This window comes from Pararhodonellum marinum (assembly GCF_015354735.1).
GTDB lineage: Bacteria > Bacteroidota > Bacteroidia > Cytophagales > Cyclobacteriaceae > Pararhodonellum > Pararhodonellum marinum.
The window spans coordinates 26,530-46,233 of the sequence record NZ_JACEFJ010000011.1 but is presented as its reverse complement, the minus strand read 5'-3'; the positions used below and the strand labels follow the sequence as shown (position 1 = coordinate 46,233).

At 42.1% G+C, this 19,704-nt stretch carries 17 protein-coding genes; 9 read left to right on the top strand and 8 right to left on the bottom strand.

Annotated elements, in window-relative coordinates; genetic code table 11:
* Positions 1 to 69 precede the first annotated feature (69 nt).
* Positions 70 to 2,643: an ATP-binding protein gene (locus H1A14_RS17650; protein ID WP_228527848.1), complete on the top strand. Its 2,574-nt coding sequence runs from the start codon at positions 70 to 72 to the stop codon at positions 2,641 to 2,643.
* 2 nt (positions 2,644 to 2,645) lie between these two features.
* Here H1A14_RS17650 and H1A14_RS17645 read toward each other — a convergent pair whose 3' ends face one another.
* From H1A14_RS17645 to H1A14_RS17635, 3 genes are all read right to left on the bottom strand, one after another.
* The gene (locus H1A14_RS17645; protein WP_194777614.1) at positions 2,646 to 3,992 is read right to left on the bottom strand and encodes a sigma-54-dependent transcriptional regulator; all 1,347 of its coding nucleotides are present in this window, start codon (positions 3,990 to 3,992) and stop codon (positions 2,646 to 2,648) included.
* Between the two features lie 95 nt (positions 3,993 to 4,087).
* Positions 4,088 to 4,414: a hypothetical protein gene (locus H1A14_RS17640; protein ID WP_194777613.1), complete on the bottom strand. Its 327-nt coding sequence runs from the start codon at positions 4,412 to 4,414 to the stop codon at positions 4,088 to 4,090.
* Positions 4,415 to 4,703: 289 nt separating this feature from the next.
* Entirely contained in the window at positions 4,704 to 5,432 is a 729-nt protein-coding gene (locus H1A14_RS17635) for a lysophospholipid acyltransferase family protein (RefSeq protein WP_194777612.1), read from the bottom strand.
* Between the two features lie 151 nt (positions 5,433 to 5,583).
* Here H1A14_RS17635 and murI point away from each other — a divergent pair, with 151 nt between their 5' ends.
* Complete coding sequence (gene murI / locus H1A14_RS17630) at positions 5,584 to 6,396, top strand: glutamate racemase (protein WP_194777611.1); 813 nt, start codon at positions 5,584 to 5,586, stop codon at positions 6,394 to 6,396.
* Between the two features lie 194 nt (positions 6,397 to 6,590).
* Positions 6,591 to 8,474 carry an amidophosphoribosyltransferase gene (locus tag H1A14_RS17625; protein WP_194777610.1) on the top strand — a complete coding sequence of 628 codons (1,884 nt, stop codon included), beginning with the start codon at positions 6,591 to 6,593 and terminating at the stop codon, positions 8,472 to 8,474.
* Positions 8,475 to 8,525: 51 nt separating this feature from the next.
* Here H1A14_RS17625 and H1A14_RS17620 read toward each other — a convergent pair whose 3' ends face one another.
* From H1A14_RS17620 to H1A14_RS17610, 3 genes are read right to left on the bottom strand one after another with little or no spacing between them, the layout of a single operon-like run.
* Positions 8,526 to 8,882, bottom strand: a complete 357-nt coding sequence (locus H1A14_RS17620; RefSeq protein WP_194777609.1) for a response regulator — start codon at positions 8,880 to 8,882, stop codon at positions 8,526 to 8,528.
* A gap of 40 nt (positions 8,883 to 8,922) precedes the next feature.
* Positions 8,923 to 10,290 carry an ATP-grasp domain-containing protein gene (locus tag H1A14_RS17615; protein ID WP_194777608.1) on the bottom strand — a complete coding sequence of 456 codons (1,368 nt, stop codon included), beginning with the start codon at positions 10,288 to 10,290 and terminating at the stop codon, positions 8,923 to 8,925.
* Between the two features lie 29 nt (positions 10,291 to 10,319).
* Positions 10,320 to 11,072 carry a sulfite exporter TauE/SafE family protein gene (locus tag H1A14_RS17610; RefSeq protein WP_194777607.1) on the bottom strand — a complete coding sequence of 251 codons (753 nt, stop codon included), beginning with the start codon at positions 11,070 to 11,072 and terminating at the stop codon, positions 10,320 to 10,322.
* A 191-nt stretch (positions 11,073 to 11,263) separates the two neighbouring features.
* Between H1A14_RS17610 and H1A14_RS17605 the strand changes: the two genes are divergently transcribed.
* On the top strand, positions 11,264 to 12,310 hold the full coding sequence (locus H1A14_RS17605) for a M42 family metallopeptidase (protein WP_194777606.1): 1,047 nt from the start codon (positions 11,264 to 11,266) through the stop codon (positions 12,308 to 12,310).
* 57 nt (positions 12,311 to 12,367) lie between these two features.
* On the opposite strand, the gene H1A14_RS17600 is transcribed toward H1A14_RS17605, so the two are convergent.
* On the bottom strand, positions 12,368 to 12,814 hold the full coding sequence (locus H1A14_RS17600) for a hypothetical protein (protein WP_194777605.1): 447 nt from the start codon (positions 12,812 to 12,814) through the stop codon (positions 12,368 to 12,370).
* Positions 12,811 to 13,407 carry an acyl carrier protein phosphodiesterase gene (locus tag H1A14_RS17595; RefSeq protein ID WP_194777604.1) on the bottom strand — a complete coding sequence of 199 codons (597 nt, stop codon included), beginning with the start codon at positions 13,405 to 13,407 and terminating at the stop codon, positions 12,811 to 12,813. The genes H1A14_RS17600 and H1A14_RS17595 overlap by 4 nt, the downstream gene beginning before the upstream one ends.
* 75 nt (positions 13,408 to 13,482) lie before the next feature.
* Here H1A14_RS17595 and H1A14_RS17590 point away from each other — a divergent pair, with 75 nt between their 5' ends.
* The 5 genes from H1A14_RS17590 to H1A14_RS17570 all read left to right on the top strand — a co-directional run bounded on the left by H1A14_RS17590 (position 13,483) and on the right by H1A14_RS17570 (position 19,701).
* Positions 13,483 to 15,417 (top strand): AAA domain-containing protein, encoded by a 1,935-nt coding sequence (locus tag H1A14_RS17590; protein WP_194777603.1) that lies wholly within the window; start codon positions 13,483 to 13,485, stop codon positions 15,415 to 15,417.
* Between the two features lie 158 nt (positions 15,418 to 15,575).
* Complete coding sequence (gene lepA / locus H1A14_RS17585; protein WP_194777602.1) at positions 15,576 to 17,363, top strand: translation elongation factor 4; 1,788 nt, start codon at positions 15,576 to 15,578, stop codon at positions 17,361 to 17,363.
* Positions 17,364 to 17,529: 166 nt separating this feature from the next.
* Complete coding sequence (locus tag H1A14_RS17580; RefSeq protein ID WP_194777601.1) at positions 17,530 to 17,895, top strand: four helix bundle protein; 366 nt, start codon at positions 17,530 to 17,532, stop codon at positions 17,893 to 17,895.
* A 201-nt stretch (positions 17,896 to 18,096) separates the two neighbouring features.
* Positions 18,097 to 18,984 carry a bifunctional 5,10-methylenetetrahydrofolate dehydrogenase/5,10-methenyltetrahydrofolate cyclohydrolase gene (locus tag H1A14_RS17575; protein ID WP_194777600.1) on the top strand — a complete coding sequence of 296 codons (888 nt, stop codon included), beginning with the start codon at positions 18,097 to 18,099 and terminating at the stop codon, positions 18,982 to 18,984.
* 87 nt (positions 18,985 to 19,071) lie between these two features.
* Positions 19,072 to 19,701, top strand: coding sequence for a 7-carboxy-7-deazaguanine synthase QueE (locus tag H1A14_RS17570; RefSeq protein ID WP_194777599.1), 630 nt, complete (start codon positions 19,072 to 19,074; stop codon positions 19,699 to 19,701).
* Positions 19,702 to 19,704 lie beyond the last annotated feature (3 nt).

Sequence of the window (19,704 nt, the reverse complement as noted above, 5' to 3'; positions counted from 1 at the left end):
TTTCTGAATTCACCACTTTTATTAAGATGAGCTCCATCGCTTGTAATAATGGAATGGTTATTGTAAATTTTGATAGAAAAAAATAATTTGAATATTTTGAAGTCCACCCCAAAAATAGGAGGCAAAATCATCATCGGTTTTGTATTGGCGTTAACCCTTGTCATCAGCCTGAGTACAATCACCTACATTAGTGTCAAAAGGTTGCTGAGTACAGTGGAGGAATTGTCGGCGCCAAACGAGAGAATGGGGGAGCTCAATGGTTTATTGGCAGATATTTATCAGTTGGACCGGATCAAGTCGGGGAATTTCGGACAGGACAGTACTACTGAAATAGAGGGACTTCAAAAGATTGAAAGAAGAATAAACCTCCTTTTGGGATCAGCTGCGGATACCGCAGAGATCAGTGGGCTCAATAAGATAGGGTTGAATGTCAACGAACTCATCTCAGTCTATACCAACCTTCAAGAGGTCAAATACAACTTGGCCAACAGAAACTTCAGTGAAGAAGCCCTCCGGAATATCGAATTAAAAATCAAAAGACAGGAGGAGGTCAACCGACTCAGCCCACTGGGCAGACTGCGGGCAAAGACTTACCAAATCGGAGAGATCAGTGTCCCTGATTCTTTGATGGGCAAAAAATCCGATTCCCTTAAAAAGAAACCATCTTCTGTCCCTTCCATTTCTTCTCAAGAAAGGGATAAAATACTTGGATTTTTACGGAATTTTGAAAAAAACGATACCTCTAAAGTGGACATGCCTTTGGATCAGGCCGGGGTGGATGCCATATTGAAAGGGTTGAAGGGTGTGGTAACGGACATTTATAGAGATGAGCAGCGGCTTAGGCAGGATCTCGCCACACTGGAAAGTACGCTCCTCGACAAAAACCGGGAAATTTTCTCCAGTATTCAGGAATTGATTTCTTCCATGCAGGAGGACATTCTCTACGATTCCAGACAGAAAAACAATTCAGCCTATCAACTCACCTATAATGTGTCTCTTTTACTTGCTTTTTTTGTGATTTTGGGAACGATAGGCTCCGCGGGTTTTATATATAACATTCTTAAAGAAATAGGGCAGGCCAATACCTATAGAAAGCAACTGGAGGAAGCAAAGTTACGCTCAGATCAACTGGCTAAAGCCAAACAGGATTTCTTGGCCAATATGAGTCATGAGATCAGAAACCCACTTCACGCCATTCAAGGTTATCAGGCCGCATTGGAAAAATCTGGCGTGCAGGAGGAACAAAAGGAATTTGTCAAAATGATTGGCTTTGCCTCAGACACTTTGATTTCCATTGTAAATGATATCTTGGATTTTTCAAAATTGGAGGCTGGGAAAATTCAAATTGAAAGCGAACCCTTCGATGGCAAACACCTTTTTCTTTCCATCAAGAGTTTCTTTGCTTTAAAAGCCGAGGAAAAGAAATTGGGCTTCAATTGGGATATCAGTCTTCCGGAAAACAAATGGTTGGTTGGGGATAAATTGAGAATCAACCAGATTCTTAACAACCTACTGAGCAATGCCCTAAAATTCACCCAAAGCGGGGAGGTCAATGTGGTCGTAAAGTATTTGTCGGGCGGGGCCATGCTGTTACAGGTTCAGGATACTGGTATGGGGATGTCAGAGGAAGTAAAGAACAATATTTTCAAAGAATTCAATCAGGGGGATTCTTCTGTGTCGAGAAGATTTGGCGGTACGGGTTTGGGCCTGAGTATTGTCAAAAGGCTGGTGGAACTTCAGGAGGGAAACATTTCTGTAGAGAGCCAAATACAAGTAGGAACTACCATCACGATACAAATCCCATGTCAATTGGCTGCTCCATTGAATACAGAAAAGGTGGTCAACAAGGTTTGGTATTCTTTAAAAGGTGTCAAAATACTTTTGATTGACGATGATCCGATAGGGATCAAATTTGCAAAGTTGCTGCTTGAAAGCAATGGGGCCGAAGTCGTTACTTATTTGGGTGGTCTTGCATATACTGAGAATTTTGAGGAGCAACACTTTGATATGGCCATTCTTGATATTCAGATGCCCCAAGTCAGTGGCTATCAAGTATTGAGGATGCTCAAGTCCAATCCGAAATATGAACAAATGCCGACTATGGCCATCACCGCCAATGTTTTTGCTGAAGACAGGGAGAAGCTGTCAGACGCAGGTTTTGACGCCATGGTTTTGAAGCCTTTTAACGAGGATGAGCTCATCCCTAAAATAGGCGAGCTTTTAGGATTGAAAGCCTATTCAGATGTAGCTGTTGAGTCTCCTGTTGTCCATAAAACCACTAAGGTAAACGATGCTGTTTTAGACTTTGATGTTTCCGATTTGAAAGGCTTTTGTATGGGAGATGAAGCCATGTTGTATGAATTGTTGCAGGATTTTTACGAAGAGACTACAAGCAATTTACTTGAAGTAGAGCGGTCATTGGAAAAGGGGGATTTCACCCGGATCATGGAAATTGCCCATCAACTTTCCAGTAGGCTTGGCCAATTGAAATTTTCCTGTGCCCATTTAGCCAAAAATATAGAATTGGATATCAAAACGGGAAAAATGGAGCGCATTGAGGAAAAAACGATGACAATGATGCAGGAGACAAAACTGATTTTGGAAAAAGTATCCCATGAAATGGGGTTAAAAAGTCTGACTTAAGTTTATTCAATACCGTATTTTTCCATTTTATTGTAGAGTGTTTTCCTATCCATATTGAGTTTTTTGGCGGCTTTGGATTTATTGAACCTGACTTCCTCCAAGGTTCTCATGATAATCTGTTTTTCCTGCTCCATCAAAGATAATTTGAGATTTTGACTTTGAGGCAATTCATTGAAAGTTGGCTCCAAGGAAGTTCTGTAAATATCTGAAGGCAGCACTGTTTTTTCTATCATGTCACTTTTACTGAGCAAAACTGATCTTTTGATGATGTTTTTAAGTTCTCTAAGATTTCCAGGCCAAGGATACCGGTTGAAAATCTCCCTGACCTCTTCTGAAAAACCCTTGATTTCTTTGTTCAGGATCTGATTGCTTTCATCCAGAAACTGATTGGCATATTCCCAAAGATCCTCACCGCGATCCCTTAAAGGAAGGGCTTCTATACTGAATTCATTCAGCCGATGGTACAGATCTTCCCGGAAAGTACCTCTGCTGATATTTTCCTTTAGGTCTTCATTGGTGGCACAAAGAATCCGCACGTCTATAGGAATCTCTTTGGTGCCTCCTACTTTCCGGATTTTTCTTTCTTGAAGCGCTCTAAGCAGCATGATTTGATTTTCATAGCTGAGGTTTCCCACCTCATCCAAAAAAATAGTCCCGCCTTTGGCTACTTCAAAATGGCCGGTTTTATTGTCTAAAGCACCGGTAAATGCACCTTTAATATGACCAAATAATTCACTTCCAGCCAGTTCATGTGGCAAAGCACCACAATCAATGGCAATAAAAGGTCCAGCCTGTCGGTCAGAAAGTTCATGGATTCTTTTGGCGATATATTCTTTCCCGGTTCCTGTTTCTCCAATAATCACCACACTGAGGTCTGAAGGCGCCACTAGTCGGATATGTTCCTCTATCTGAAGAGAAGGCGCATCTTTACCTACAATGTAGGAAATATTGGGAGGCGGGGGAGATGGGGTACCGGTTTTGACCGCCTGTGATTTTTTGATGGCCTCTTTGACCGTCATCAGCAGTTCATCGGGGTTGATGGGTTTTGTGATATACTCATGCGCACCCATTTTCATGGCTTTGACTGCGGTGCGAATATCCGAATAACTGGTAATCAGAATGACCCCAATGTTTTTGTTTGTTTTTTTGGTGTGGGATAGTACCTCAATGCCTGTCCCATCCGGAAGTCTGAAGTCAGTAATGACTAAATCTGGATTGAAGCTGTTGATCAGACTTAAAAAGTCGGCTATTTTCGGTACGGATGAAACTTGGAAATTGTTTTTTTCCAAAAATTTCTTGATGATATTAGAATAGGTAAGGTCATCCTCTACCAAAAGGACTTTATGCATAGTCTTAACGATACTTTTGGTCTAAGTTATCACAAAAAAATAAAACATCCAGATAAAATCTGGATGTTTTACACAAAAGTAGATAGGTTGGTAATTTAGTCAGTAACTTCAGTTCCGTCTTCGTTGAACTTTTTGCTCATGGTTTCTTCACCTTGGCCAAAATCAACTTTGTAATAGACTTTTCCGTCATCTTTGGTCATTTTCCACGCCTTAGAAATTGGAAGAGCTCTTACCTCAGTGTGTTGAGCGATGCTAGTTCTCACGGCTTGCGGTAATTCGTCGGCCATGATCTCTTTTTTGTCTTTATCTTGTTTCTTTTGAACCGTCTGCTCAAAAGAGATCATGTTGGTAGTAGTGGCATCTCCAGGGAGTTGGGTACCACCGAAAAGCATCATTGCGGTAATAAGAATGGCTGCGTTCATAGTTGTAGTTGGTTTAGTGTAATAATTGGTTAAGCTTTCGAAAATAATAAAGGACATTTCAAATAATTGTCAAAACTCTGAAATCAAAATACACTTACTTCAAATATTAAAATGTTATCTTAGAATTTTAAAATTTTCAACAAGATATCTGTCACACCTTTATTGATAATCTTGAAATCATATATGCACACATGGTGCCAAATCTGAATAACCCCACTAGATCGATTTAAAAGAGGTTCCTAAAAACTGTCCCGTGTAACTATGCCCCAACTTGTGGTCAGGCACCTCATTATTCATGGGTAAGGATCATTGCTTCAAGCCGATTGTAGCATTTCTCCTTCAATTCAAGGATGGCTTCTTGACTGTTGCTGATGGGAGGAACAATGGGTGCGGAGAAATAAATGTCGATGATGCCAGGGTTTAATTGAAGTGTTCCTCTCTTTAGCAATCGGTCTGCCCCAATAATAGCCATTGGAAGCAAGGGGGTTTGTGTTTCTATTGAAAGCCTAAAGGCTCCCAACTTAAATGGCAACAGGGTTAATTCTGAACTGTTTCTTGTCCCCTCAGGAGCAACAACCAAGGAAATGTCTTTTTTAAGAAATTCAAGTAGTCGGTTAAGGCTGGCTTTTTTAGATTCGGGACTGTTTCTATCCACCCATACAGCGACCCTGGAGGTAATGGTGCCGAAAACCGGAATTTTGGAAAGTTCTTTTTTACCAAGTGCCCTTATTTCTTGTGGGATGGCAATGGGAATCACCGGAGCATCAAGAAATGAACGATGGTTGAATATAAAAATATAGGCTGTTTGCGGATCAATATGCTGAAGGCCGTGAACCCTGTATCGGATTCCAACCAGAAAAGACCAACTTCGGGCCCACCAGCGGATAAAGAAAAAGGCCGGTTTACCACCTTTTTCTGATATCAATATGGGCAGCATGATAAAGGGACAAAATAGAAGCATGAGAAGGACAAATATCAAAATTGCATAGGCTGTAAAAATGAACTTGAATATTTTCATCCTAACTTGATTTTACTATATTTACCGATATAAATCGATCATTTAACTCTTTGCTTGCAATAGACCCTTGAGCTTTTGAGCTTGAGGGTTTTGTTTTGAATTTACCGAAATATACAAATTAAGGTCATTTGTTGTCAAAAGGGGGAAAATTATGTCAAAAAAGGCAGCTGCGCCCATTGGGATCTTCGATAGTGGAATTGGCGGGCTTACCGTAGCCAAAGCTGTTAAAAACCTCATGCCTATGGAACAGATCATCTATTTCGGTGATACTGCCCACTTGCCTTATGGGGACAAAAGTACAGCGGCAATTCAAGCCTATTCTGTAAAAATCGCGCATTTGCTTTTACAAGAGAAATGCAAACTGATCCTCATTGCCTGCAATTCCGCTTCTGCAGCTGCGTATGAACTGGTAAAAGCCTATGTGGGAAGCCAAGCCAAAGTGCTAAATGTGATCGATCCGGTGGTAGATTATATCCGAGAGACATATGGAGATCAGAGGGTAGGGTTGATTGGGACCAAACAAACAGTCCATTCGGGTGTCTATCAAAGGAAGATCGCTGAGCTAAATGAAGGGATAACATTCTCTGCATTGGCTACACCTCTTCTCGTTCCCATGATTGAAGAGGGTTTTTATAAAAGTGACATCAGCCAAACCATCATCGGTAACTATTTGAACAAACCTGAGCTGAAGCATCTAAAGGCTTTAATCCTTGGGTGTACCCATTATCCATTGATCAAGCATGAAATCGAAGAACTTTATAAGGGAAAAGCGGAAGTGATCGACAGTTCGGAAATTGTTGCAAAGGCCACTAAGGCCTACCTTGAATTCAACAATCTCCTCCATCAAGAAACACCCAAAAAGGATCGATTTTTGGTTTCTGATTATACCATGTCTTTTGAGCACGCCACTCAGATTTTTTTTGGACAGGAGGTGGAGCTTGAAAAATTCCCGCTTTGGGAATGAATCTCAATTCAACATTATCTAATTGTTAAGAATCGGTTTTTGGTCTTGGGCTATTTTGTCACAGGCATAAATAAGGAAATCCTTTCATGGGTCTCCAAGAGGAAATATGTCCGGATTGGAATTAATTTTTATTAATTTATATTCTTAAAAAAGACTTAACTTTGTATTCTTAATCAACACTACTCCTTTACCCAATGAGTGACCAAATCAAACATGAATGTGGCATAGCGCTCATCAGGCTTCGAAAACCGCTTCAATATTACATTGAGAAGTATGGGACCAATATGTATGCAGCGAACAGGCTCTACATCCTCATGCAAAAACAGATCAATAGGGGACAGGATGGTGCCGGAGTTGCCAACATAAAAATTGACACCAAACCAGGTACCCGATACATCAGTCGGTACAGGTCGGTTGAGGCAGAAGCGGTCAATCAAATTTTTGACAAGATTTCCAAAAAGTATAAAAAAGCCAAAAAACACCACAAAGAAGCAAACTTTATGGACGGGGATTGGCTGAAGCACAACATTTCTTTTTCAGGAGAAGTATGGCTGGGACACCTGAGATATGGCACCCATGGGGAAAACAGCATTGAAACCTGTCATCCCTTTCTCCGACAAAACAACTGGAGGAGCCGAAATTTAGTCATGGCTGGAAATTTTAACATGACCAACGTGGAAGATCTTTTTGGCAAATTGGTTGACTTGGGACAGCATCCTAAGGAAAAAACGGATACTGTTACCGTAATGGAAAAAATAGGTCATTTTTTGGATGAAGAAAATCAAAGGATTTTTGATAAGTACAAAGCCAATTACTCCAATGAAGAAGTGACTGAGGTGATCGAGAAGGAGCTTGATGTAGCAAGAATTCTCAGAAGATCTTGCAGGGATTTTGACGGGGGATATGCCATGGCCGGTTTGATCGGGAATGGGGCAAGTTTTGTGGTTAGAGACCCGTCAGGCATCAGACCAGCTTACTATTATGCAGATGATGAAATCGTGGTGATTGCATCTGAAAAACCCGCCATTAAGACTGCTTTTAACATTGAATATAAAGCCATTCAGGAAATAAAGCCGGGACATGCCTTGGTCATCAACAAGGATGCCTCCTATGCCGAGCATGAAATCATACCCGCTTTGGAGAAAAAATCCTGCAGCTTTGAAAGGATTTATTTTTCAAGGGGAACTGACCCTGATATCTACAAAGAAAGAAAAGATCTCGGAAAAGCTTTGATTCCCCAAGTTTTGAAAGCAATAGATTTTGACTTGAAAAATACGGTTTTTTCATACATACCCAATACTGCTGAAACAGCTTTTTTAGGGATGATCGAAGGATTGGAGGATTACCTCAGTGCCAAAAGAAGAGAGGTGCTGCTGGAGGGTAAACCGCACCTTGGGGAAATGGAGGAATTGCTCAATTTCCGGCCACGGGTTGAAAAACTGGTCAGTAAAGACGTAAAATTACGTACTTTCATCACCAATGACAGTGACCGTGACAGCATGGTGGCCAATGTCTATGACACCACTTATGAAGTCATCCGTTCGGGTATTGATACTTTGGTGGTCATTGATGACAGCATTGTCAGAGGCACCACTTTGGAAAAAAGTATTTTGACCACTCTGGATAAATTGAAACCCAAAAGAATCATTATCGTATCATCCGCCCCGCAAATCCGCTATCCGGACTGTTATGGCATAGACATGTCCAAGATGAGGGATTTCATTGCCTTCAGGGCAGCACTAGAATTATTAAGGGATCAAAATAAAGGTTTTGTCTTGGATCAGGTGTATGAAAAGTGTGTGAATAACCCCACCTCATCTGAAAACCATGTCAAAGAAATATACGCTCATTTTACCGATGAGGAAATTTCTGATAAAATTGCGCAGATCATCACCTCCCAGAATATAAAGGCAGAAGTAAAAGTCATCTATCAAACAGTGGAAAATCTGAACAAGGCCTGTCCAGATCATTTGGGAGATTGGTATTTCACGGGGAATTTTCCTACCGTGGGAGGGGTACAGGTGGTCAACCGATCATTTGTCAATTTTATGGAAGGCAAACTGGTCAGGGCTTATTGACATTTCAAACATCATAAAAAAAGGCAGCCTTTTTCAATTGGCTGCCTTTTTTTATTTTAAACTGTGTATGACTTCCAGCAGTTCGTCAGGATTGATGGGTTTGGATACATAAGCTTCTGCACCCAGTGATTTGGCTTCATCAGCAGTTTCTGTATCGCCAAATCTAGAAATAAGGATAACTTTCATATCAGGATATTCCTTTTTAATCTTTTTGAGGATCTCTAATCCATTTTCCCCTGGAAGCCGATAATCTAATATGGCCAGGTCATATTGGTTTGATTCCATCAATGCATAAGCATCCGAAGCTTTTTGGGCATCATTTGTAACAAATTCTTTTTTTGACAAAAAGCGGGTGAGCAATTTGCAAAAAACCACATCGTCTTCTACGACTAATATTTTATGAATCATGTTGGTACGGTTAAAAGCTAAAATTACAATTACATTCCATTTAATCAAACAGACTGATGGCATTTTGGTCGATGGCATACACTGCCATACAACTCTGGACAAATCCTTTGATCAATTCGTCGATGCCCAATCCCAATAGTCCAAAATTCCTGATATCAAAAAGCATCAGCCTTTCGTCGGCATAAGTCCAGCCATCTTCCCCTTTTACAGAAAGGTTGGTTCCATACACTTCCCATGAGTTCATGTTTTCGGGCAATGGCTGATTCAGGGGAAATCTTGACCGGCGGGAATAGATGGCAAGCGGCCTCAGACCCTCTTGCGTAGCGTGCATCATCAACCTGAGATCAAAAGCATAGCTTCTGCCCTTGGTGTCGGGGATAGTTCCCACATGGTACCAGGTTTTCTTGGGATCAAACCCTCTGCTGTAATTGCTATGGATGAGTTGCTGTACTAAATAAAGATCATTCTTATTTAATTTGGGTAAGGTTTCTTTCAATTCTTTGTCACTTATAACGGTGTACACGCCTTGTCCGGCATTGCTGTCGGGTACTTTTATTACCATTCCACCTCCCAAAGCCTTAAAATGCTCCTCCAGTTGATCAAAGGCTACATTTCTATAGGTAGTAGGGGTAAAAATGGACAATCCGGCTTCTTGGAAATCCTCATTGAATTTATCGTAAGCTCTGCTAGCGACTTCTTTGTTCCGTCCCCCAGCCAAGCAGGCCTCTATGGGATTGAGCAAGAGGGTTTTTGAATGCTTTGGAAGGCGATTCCAGGGTTCTTGGGTGACGTATCGAAAAGCAGCCCTCACCGGTTGCCAATTTTCTCCGGAATCCCGGACATGCATTTTTCCATCAATGAACTTCACTGGAGGATCCTGATCGTCTTTGTCAAATTTAGCCAGATAAACTTCTTCCTCAAATACATCAGCTACCGTCGCAGCGTAGCCAATGTTTTCCATGGGATTCTTATCATAAGCCACAGCCAAAACCCCGTCTTCCTGATGAGCCTCCACCATTGGTTTGAAGGTGTTTTCTATAAGTCTTCTGTATCCACCCTGTTCTACATTCAGGTCAAGTAAAGGCATTGATTTTTGACCACTGGGACAGCTGTTGGTTTCAATGATAGCCAACTTTCTGTAACCTTCGTGGTTGGTGACATGCATCATATCGGTGCCTGCCCATCGGAAATATTTCGGTTGGTATTTCAGGATTTTTTCCAGTTCAGCAGGATCAGCGGAGGGATGGAGTCTGTGGTACCTCTCGATCATCTGTTCATGGGACAAGTTCAAAAAATAAGAGACCAAAGGGTGGATGTTGGAATTCAAGACCCTGGGATACCAATGGTCGGTAGCCTCAAAATCCCCCGGTTCTACAAGGTGTACGTTTTTAGAAATAGATAATTTCATAAATCAATGAATAGAAATTGTAATAAATTTTAAATTGCGTGAATGATTTCTTGGATGAAATCTTTGTTTTTCCACAACATCAACACCCCGCTGACCACCATACTGGCCACTACAATGTTTCTGAAGAAGTTTTCTGACATCTTGGTGAGAATAAGTTTGCCAAAATACACCGCCACCATAGAAGCAATACCAATTAAAATTCCATACTTTAAGACCTCACCCGTAACATATCCATAGTATGCATAACTGATGATTTTGGTAGAATGGAGCAGGATGGCATTGGCTGATCTGGTACCAAGCAAAGATTCCTTACTGATGCCATAATTTAAGTAAGCGGAATTCATCAAGGGTCCAACCCCACCAATCAATCCAGATAAAAAGGCAACTATCAAGCCCATGGGGGCAAAGTGCCAGGCTTTTATCTTAAACCGGCTCTGAGCAGGTGCTTTTCCAAATTGAAATACAGTAGAGATCAACAACAATCCAATCAACAACTGTAAGTATTCAGAAGATAAGGCTGCAAACATCCGAGCACCCAGTATGGATCCAACAATTGTGGAAGGAAACAACCACATGAACAGCTTCCAATCAATGTGCTTCCAGAAGAAAGCTACTTTTGAAGTACTGCTCATGCCTATGCTGATGGCCATGACTGGTGCGACTGCTTTTACACCTACCACTACAGCCACCAATGGCATAAGCAATAAGCTTGCCCCACCTCCTGTAATGGTGCTTAAAACGAAGACTACAAAAGCTCCGAGTAATATAAGAAATAGTTGCATTGGAGATAAATTGTAAATATCATCTAGGGAGCTTGACCTTTGTCAATCAACCCTTCCGCAACTCAAGTGAAAATTTCGTACCAATTTTTTCCCAAATGAAAGATATACCTCTTAACTTGCCTAAGAGCGCAAGGGGAATTCATTTCCCAAATTGTAGCTGTGGAATATTTGAGAACATTTAGAAAAGAAAGATGAATATATCCTTATTGAAAAAGGTTTGTGAAATAGCAGGTGCACCGGGCTTTGAAAAACGAATCAGAGATTTGGTCTTGGAAGAACTTCAGGGGTTGGCAGATGAGGTGTCTGTGGACAACTTGGGGAATGTACTTGCAATAAAAAAAAGCAAAAAAAGTGAAAAAAATAAAAAAGTGATGGTGGCAGCCCATATGGATGAAATAGGTTTCATCGTCACCCACATTGAAGAAGGGGGATTTTTGAGGTTCCATACACTTGGAGGATTTGATCCTAAAACCCTTACGGCCCAGCGGGTGATTGTACACGGCAAAAAAGATTTGGTGGGGGTTATGGGTAGCAAACCCATCCATGTGATGTCATCCGAAGAAAAAACCAAGCTCCCTAAAACCACCGATTTTTTTATCGACATGGGCATGTCCAAGTCCGAAGTTGAAATGCATATTAAGGTCGGTGATCCCATTACCAGAGACAGAGAATTGATAGAAATGGGGGATTGTGTCAATTGCAAATCAATAGATAATAGGGTTGCCGTCTTTATCCTGATAGAGACACTCAGACAGTTGAAAGATCCTGCCTATGATGTCTATGCCACTTTTACGGTTCAAGAAGAAGTGGGGTTGAGAGGAGCCAATGTGGCTGCCCATAGTATCAATCCGGATTTTGGGATAGCCTTGGATACCACCATCGCCTATGATGTACCAGGTGCTGCTGCCCATGAAAAAATCACTGAACTGGGCAAAGGTACCGCCATTAAAATCATGGATGCCATGACCATCTGCGACTACAGGATGGTGGCTTTTATGAAGCAGACTGCTACACAACACCACATTCCGTGGCAGGCTGAAATCCTCACCGCCGGTGGAACCGATACCGCAGGGGTGCAAAGAATGGGAAAACAGGGATCCATCGCGGGGGCCATATCCATACCCACACGACATTTACATCAAGTGATAGAAATGGCCCATAAAGCAGACATTCAAGCAAGCATAGACCTCCTTAAAGTTTGTCTGGAAAAAATGGATCAATATGATTGGCAGCATTAACCCATTAAGCGGTCAAGGACGATTTTGATTTAAGCTCGCTAAGGGTCTTATAGGCAATCACTTCACTTTTTTCTTAGGGGCTTTTTGGTGGAGGTACTTGACAAGCTCCTCATAGGAGGAGTGTTCTTGGTTGCTGATGCTAAAGGATTTCTTGTCTTCGAACACAATGGTCAGCTGCTTGAATTTTCTTTTGTTCACTTCTACCAATTCCTCCTGCCAGGCAAGTATCCCTTCTACAGGGTAGGACTTATTGATACCTTTCAAGGGTAACCTTACCTGTATCTTACCTTGACCTGCTGACAAAAAGCGGTATCCGGCCATCATTTTCACCAAAAGCATCAGGAGTACCAGGGTGATCAAGGAGGTGCTGATCAGATAAAACGCCAAGCCAAAGCTTCCCTTGGTGGCAAAATCATTCAGCAGAAAACTCAACCCTACGATCAAGATCAGGACAACAAGTCCCAAAGAAATGTAGGTGCCTTTTTTGGGTTTGATTTGGATCATATTTCTGATTTTAAAACGGCAAGCCTTATTTTGGCAAAAGCCACCAAGTCTTCAAAAAACGCAATAAAGAGTTCCCTGATCACCTCATGGTGTTCTTCCAAAAAGAGATGGGCAGTTTCCATATTCGATTTGAAACTGGCTCTTTTGGCCATGCCTTCCATGGCCCTTTTGATGCCGGCTATGTTTCTGTAGGCATAAAGCCAATTTTGTTTTTTCATGTAATAAAAAGTATGGAGAAAGTTTTTAGGCAGTATTTCCGGGTAGTCTTCAATGATTTCATAGACTTGAAATGAAAATTCTTCTAAAGGAATTGAATGGTAATTGTCCCAATACTTGGCCAAAAAATAATCAAAATACATGTCAGTGATGATTGTGGCATATCGACCGAACTTGGGTTTCAGCATGGTCTGGATTTCTTTGACCGCTGGATGCCTGTCCGTGTAAAAATCAATTTCCCGGTGCAACTTTACGCCCACAACAACGTCTCTGTCGTAAATTTTTTCCAGATTTCCCCGGACAAAGTCTCCGATAAAATTACCCAAGAGGACTTTAGGGTCTCCAAATGACAAATATGCATGTGCTAGAAAATTCACAAAGAAAGTTTCTGTTTGGAATATAAAACAATAGGTAAAGGTAATGTATTAAATTGAGTGCTTAAAATGAATACAATGGTTAAAATTCTGGATGAATTGACTGGTACTTTGAATCTGCTGCGGAAAGAATGGAAAGAAGACTTGGTTCAATTCCAAAAGAAAAATCTTCAGACCTCCCTTGATGAAAAAAAGAAGTCGGGGATTTGTTGGTATCCTATAGGCCTCAAAAGGACCAAAATTGCCTATGGTGACAGGCACATTGTAGAAGTGGAAAGGTTGGGACAGGATTATTCCCATGGTTTTCAGTCGGGGAAATCTGTGAGCTTGTTTTCCAATGCTGAGAACTCCGATCTCCAGCATGACAGGGTGAATGGGGTAATCAATTACGTAAGCGGAGACAAGATGGTCATCACCCTCAATGGAGACGCATTGCCTGACTGGCTACGAGGAGGCAAGCTAGGGGTAGATCTGCTCTTTGATGAGGCAAGTTACCGGGAAATGGAATCCGCAATGAAAGCAGTATTAAAGGCGGAGAAAGGGCGATTGGCTTTTTTGAGAAATGTAGTCTTAGGGGCTGAACCTGCTACTTTCAGTGAAGACGAGTCGATTCGCTCAGAAAGGCTAAACGAAAGCCAGGAAATGGCCCTGAATAAGGTGTTGTCTGCCAATGACCTAGCCATCATCCATGGCCCCCCAGGGACTGGCAAAACCACCACCCTGGTTGCCTCCATACATCGGACCCTAAAACAGGTGCCCCAGGTGCTGGTCTGTGCGCCAAGCAATGCGGCGGTGGATCTTTTGGTGGAAAAACTAACCGATGCCGGAGTCAGTACCACCCGTTTGGGTCATCCCGCCCGAATAGATGAAAAAATTCTTTTACAAACCCTGGATGCCAAGATCAGCCAGCATGAAAGCTACAAAGCCCTAAAAAAAACCAGGAAAGAGGCGGCATCCATGGCTTCTATGGCAAAAAAGTACAAACGTAATTTCGGTCAGGCAGAACGTGCTCAAAAAAGAAGGCTTTTGGATGAAGCAAGAAGACTCAAGGATGAGGCTGCTCAGCTCGAAGATTATATCACACATGATGTTTTTCGCCAAACGCAGGTGGTGGCTACTACCTTGGTGGGAGCTGCCCATTCCCTTTTGAAGGGGTTCCAATTTCCAGTAGTATTTCTGGATGAAGCCGCGCAAAGCCTGGAGCCAGCAAGTTGGATCCCATTGTTGAAATCCGATAAACTGGTCATGGCAGGGGATCATTGCCAACTGCCACCAACGATCAAAAGTCTGGAAGCGGCCAAAGCCGGGTTATCTGAAACCCTCTTCGAAAAAGCCATTGAAAGGCAAAAGGAAAGTGCGGTTATGTTGACTTTGCAATACAGAATGCCTGATTTGATCATGGGATTCTCAAATCAATATTTTTACAAAGGTGCATTGAGGGCCGCTCCAGAAACCAAAAATCATCAACTTGGGGACCATGAGCCGGTCATGCGGTTTATTGATACCGCAGGAAGTGGTTTTAGAGATCAACTCGAAAAGGATAGCCTTAGTACTTTGAACCCGGAAGAGGCAAGATTTACCCTGACATTTTTGGAAAACCTATTGAAAAGGATTGGTGTTTCTAATTTCAAAACCCAGCAATGGAACATCGGTCTGATCGCACCCTATGGTGCCCAAGTGAGAAAATTTAAGGAATTGGTTTTTCAGTCCTATGAGTTTCCCAACATCAGGGCTTTCACAGATTTGGTACAAATAGATACCATTGATGGTTTTCAGGGTCAGGAAAGGGATCTGATGATCATCAGTTTGGTTCGGTCCAATGACAAGGGAGAAATCGGTTTCCTTGCTGACATCCGGCGCATGAATGTGGCCTTGACAAGAGCCAAAAGAAAACTGGTGGTCATCGGAGACAGCAGTACCTTAAGCCAAAACGCATTCTATGCCGCTTTTTTGGATTATGTGGAAGCAAACCAACTCTACGAAAGTGTGTATGAATACCTGAATTTGGAATGAATATAATTTTCAGGTAAAAAAGAGGGTGGAATGTTCTTTTTCTATCCTGTGTTGAACTGAAATCAGACAATGGCTCCTCCTTTGTACCGATTAGATAATTAACGGAGGTTATACCATTAAAACACCAAGTATTTACTATTTTTGCGCTCAGAATGGATATGCAAAGAATTAGAAATTTCTGTATCATTGCCCATATAGATCATGGCAAGAGTACACTGGCGGATCGCCTTTTAGAATTTACCCACACCGTAACCGGTAGGGAAATGCAGGAACAACTGCTGGACAACATGGATTTGGAGCGGGAGAGGGGAATCACCATCAAGTCTCACGCCATACAGATGAAATATACCCATGAAGGCGAAGAATATACGCTTAACCTGATCGATACACCAGGTCACGTTGATTTTTCATATGAAGTATCCAGATCCATCGCTGCCTGTGAAGGTGCATTGTTGATCGTGGATGCCTCTCAAGGTGTGGAAGCCCAAACCATCTCCAACCTTTATCTGGCTCTAGGTCATGATTTAGAAATCATACCGGTTTTGAATAAAATCGACCTTCCCGGTGCCGATCCGGAAGTGGTGGCAGATGAGGTAATCGACCTGATCGGCTGTGATCGAGAGGATATTATCCTGGCATCTGGCAAGGAGGGCATAGGCATCAATGACATCCTGGATGCGGTAGTCAAAAAAATCCCTGCACCCAAAGGAGATCCTTCCGAACCTTTGCAGGCCATGATTTTTGATTCTGTTTACAATCCTTTCAGAGGTGTGGAAGTGCTTTTCCGGATTTTCAACGGTACTATCCAAAAAGGAGACAAAATCAAATTTGTCAACACGGGAAAAGAATACGATGCCGATGAAATAGGAATTCTTGGGATTCAGCAAAAACCCCAACAAAGCCTTTCAGCCGGAAATGTAGGCTATTTGATTTCCGGAATCAAAGTGGCCAAAGAGGTCAAAGTAGGGGATACCATCACCCACATCAAAAGACCCTGTGAAAAGACAGTGAAGGGATTTGAAAATGTCAAACCCATGGTTTTTGCAGGAATCTATCCGGTAGATACCACGGAATTTGAAGAACTCCGTGCTTCTATGGAGAAGCTGCAGTTGAATGATGCCTCTCTGGTTTGGGAACCGGAATCTTCGGTTGCCTTGGGATTTGGTTTCAGATGTGGTTTTTTGGGTATGCTGCATATGGAAATCATTCAGGAGAGACTTGAGCGGGAGTTTGACATGACCGTGATAACTACGGTTCCTTCGGTTCAGTTCAAGGCCCTGATGAATGACAATACCTATCAATTGGTCAATGCACCTTCAGACATGCCCGAACCCAATCTTTTCAAGCACATTGAAGAACCATTTGTCAAGGCTTCCATCATCACCGCTGCAGAATATGTGGGTGCGGTGATTACCCTCTGCATGGAAAAAAGAGGCTTGATCAAAAACCAGGTGTACCTTACTTCAGAAAGGGTAGAATTGACTTTTGACATGCCCTTGGCAGAAATAGTCTTTGACTTTTTTGATAAACTCAAAACCATTTCCAGAGGCTACGCCTCTTTGGACTATGAGTTGATCGGTTACAGGGCCTCCCACATGGTCCGATTGGACGTCATGCTGAATGGAGAACCTGTGGATGCCCTTTCTTCTATAGTGCATAGAGACAAAGCGTATGAATGGGGCAAGCGCCTGTGTGAAAAGCTTAAGGAACTCGTTCCCCGTCAGATGTTTGAGATAGCAATCCAAGCAGCCATCGGATCTAAAATCATAGCAAGAGAAACCGTAAAAGCCATGCGGAAAAATGTGTTGGCCAAATGTTACGGAGGGGACATTTCAAGAAAGCGAAAACTTCTGGAAAAGCAGAAGAAAGGCAAGAAAAGAATGCGTCAGGTAGGCAACGTAGAAGTACCCCAAGAAGCATTTATGGCGGTGTTGAAGCTTGATTAGTAAAAGCAATGAGGTAAGATCGAATACTTCTGAATTCATTATTCGAAATTCAACATTCATTATTTTTGAATTTCGAATTCAGAACCCTGAATAATGAATAATGAATTGGGGGAACCTATTGTTATTTAGATATTTAGTTAAATAATAAAATATTTTTTCAGTTCAAATGAAAAGGGAGTTTAATCTTGAAGATAGGCTGATAGATTTTGCGGTGGACATAATCGCACTAGTTGAATCTTTGCCGAATACCAAAGCCTCCAATCACTTAGGTGGTCAATTAATGAGGTCTGGCACTTCTCCTGCATTAAATTACGGAGAAGCACAAAGTAGTGAATCTAGAAAAGACTTTATTCACAAATTAAGGGTTATCTTAAAAGAATTGAGAGAATCCTTAACATGTATTAAAATCATCATGAAATCAAAGATTCCTTATGAAATGAGTAAGATTGAACCCTTGTACAAAGAGTCAAATGAGCTCATTTCAATATTTGTAAAAAGCATTGATACAGCCCAGAGAAATAACTTAAAGTAAATCTATAATCCTTTCCCAAATCCCAAACTCGTAATTCGTAATTCGTAACTCGTAACTCGTAACTCGTAATTCGTAACTCGTAACTCGTAATTCGTAACTCGTAACTCGTAAATCCCAAATCCCAAACTCGTAATTCGTAACTCGTAACTCGTAACTCGTAAATCCCAAATCCCAAACTCGTAACTCGTAAATCCAACAACAATGTTCACGACCATAAACGGTAAAAAAACTTCAGAAGAAATCAAATCCGAAATCGCAGCAAGGGTAGCCAAAATCAAAAGAGAAGGAGGAAAAATCCCTCATTTGGCGGCAATACTTGTTGGAAACGACGGTGCCAGTCAGACTTATGTCGGGGCTAAGGTGAAATCCTGTGAGCAAGTCGGATTTGAGTCTACCCTGGTCAGGATGGATGCGGATGTTACTGAAGAAGAATTACTGCGTGTCGTAGAGGACATCAATGCCAACCCTGAAATAGACGGCTTGATCGTACAATTGCCCTTGCCAAAGCACATTTCGGTAGAAAAGGTCACCAATCTGATCAAACCGGAGAAGGATGTAGATGGATTTACCCCTACCAATGTGGGTAGAATGGCACTCAACTGGCCCACCTACGTATCGGCCACTCCTTTTGGGATCATGGAATTGCTCAAAAGGTATCAGATCCCCACCTCAGGCAAGCACTGTGTGGTGATTGGCAGAAGCCATATTGTGGGCTCACCGATGAGTATCCTGATGGCCAGAAATACTGATCCAGGCAATGCAACGGTGACCCTAACCCACAGCAGGACAAAAGATCTGGCATCTATAGCCAAAACCGCCGACATTCTGATTGTGGCTTTGGGTAAGCCAGGGTTTGTCACGGCGGATATGGTCAAAGAAGGTGCGGTGGTCATTGATGTGGGCATCCATAGGGTTCCCGATGCAAGTAAAAAAAGCGGATTCAAACTGGTAGGTGATGTTCTGTTTGATGAGGTTGCACCCAAATGTTCAGCCATCACGCCGGTTCCGGGTGGGGTGGGGCCTATGACAATCGCCTCATTGCTTTACAATACCCTATTAGCGGCAGAGCAACAGGTTTACAGGCCATAGTAAAGGGAGGGTTTTTTCTCCTCTCGAGAATTGACTACCTTTGCGTCCCATTCATTAGCGGTTCGATAACCCGCTCTAACAAAAATTATGAAAGAACTGAAAGAAGCGATTGCCCAAGGGACCATGTTACCCGTCATGGAAGCCTTTTATACCATACAGGGAGAAGGGAGTTTTACAGGTCATCCAGCCTATTTTATTCGGCTAGGGGGCTGTGACGTCGGTTGTGTTTGGTGCGATGTGAAAGAAAGCTGGGAAGCGGCCAAATGGCCTGTTTTGCCTGTTGATGAGATTGTGGAAGCTGCCTTGGTTTATCCATCTCGATTGGTGGTGATCACAGGTGGAGAACCCTTGATGTATGAATTGGGGCCCCTGACAAAAAAACTGAAGGAAGCTGGTTTTGTCATTAATCTGGAGACCTCTGGAGCCCATCCTTTTTCAGGTCATTTCGATTGGGTATGTTTTTCTCCAAAGAAATTCAAAAAACCACATCCTGATATTTTTAAAAAAGCGGATGAGCTCAAAGTAGTGATTTTTCACAAAAGCGATTTTGAATTTGCCTTGAATCATGCTGCTCAGGTCCGCTCAGACTGTAAGTTATTGTTACAGCCGGAGTGGAGCAAGGCAGATCAACACTTAAAAAGCATCGTTGAATTTGTAAAAAATCGTCCAAATTGGAATATTTCGCTACAAACTCATAAATTTATGGATATTCCTTAAATG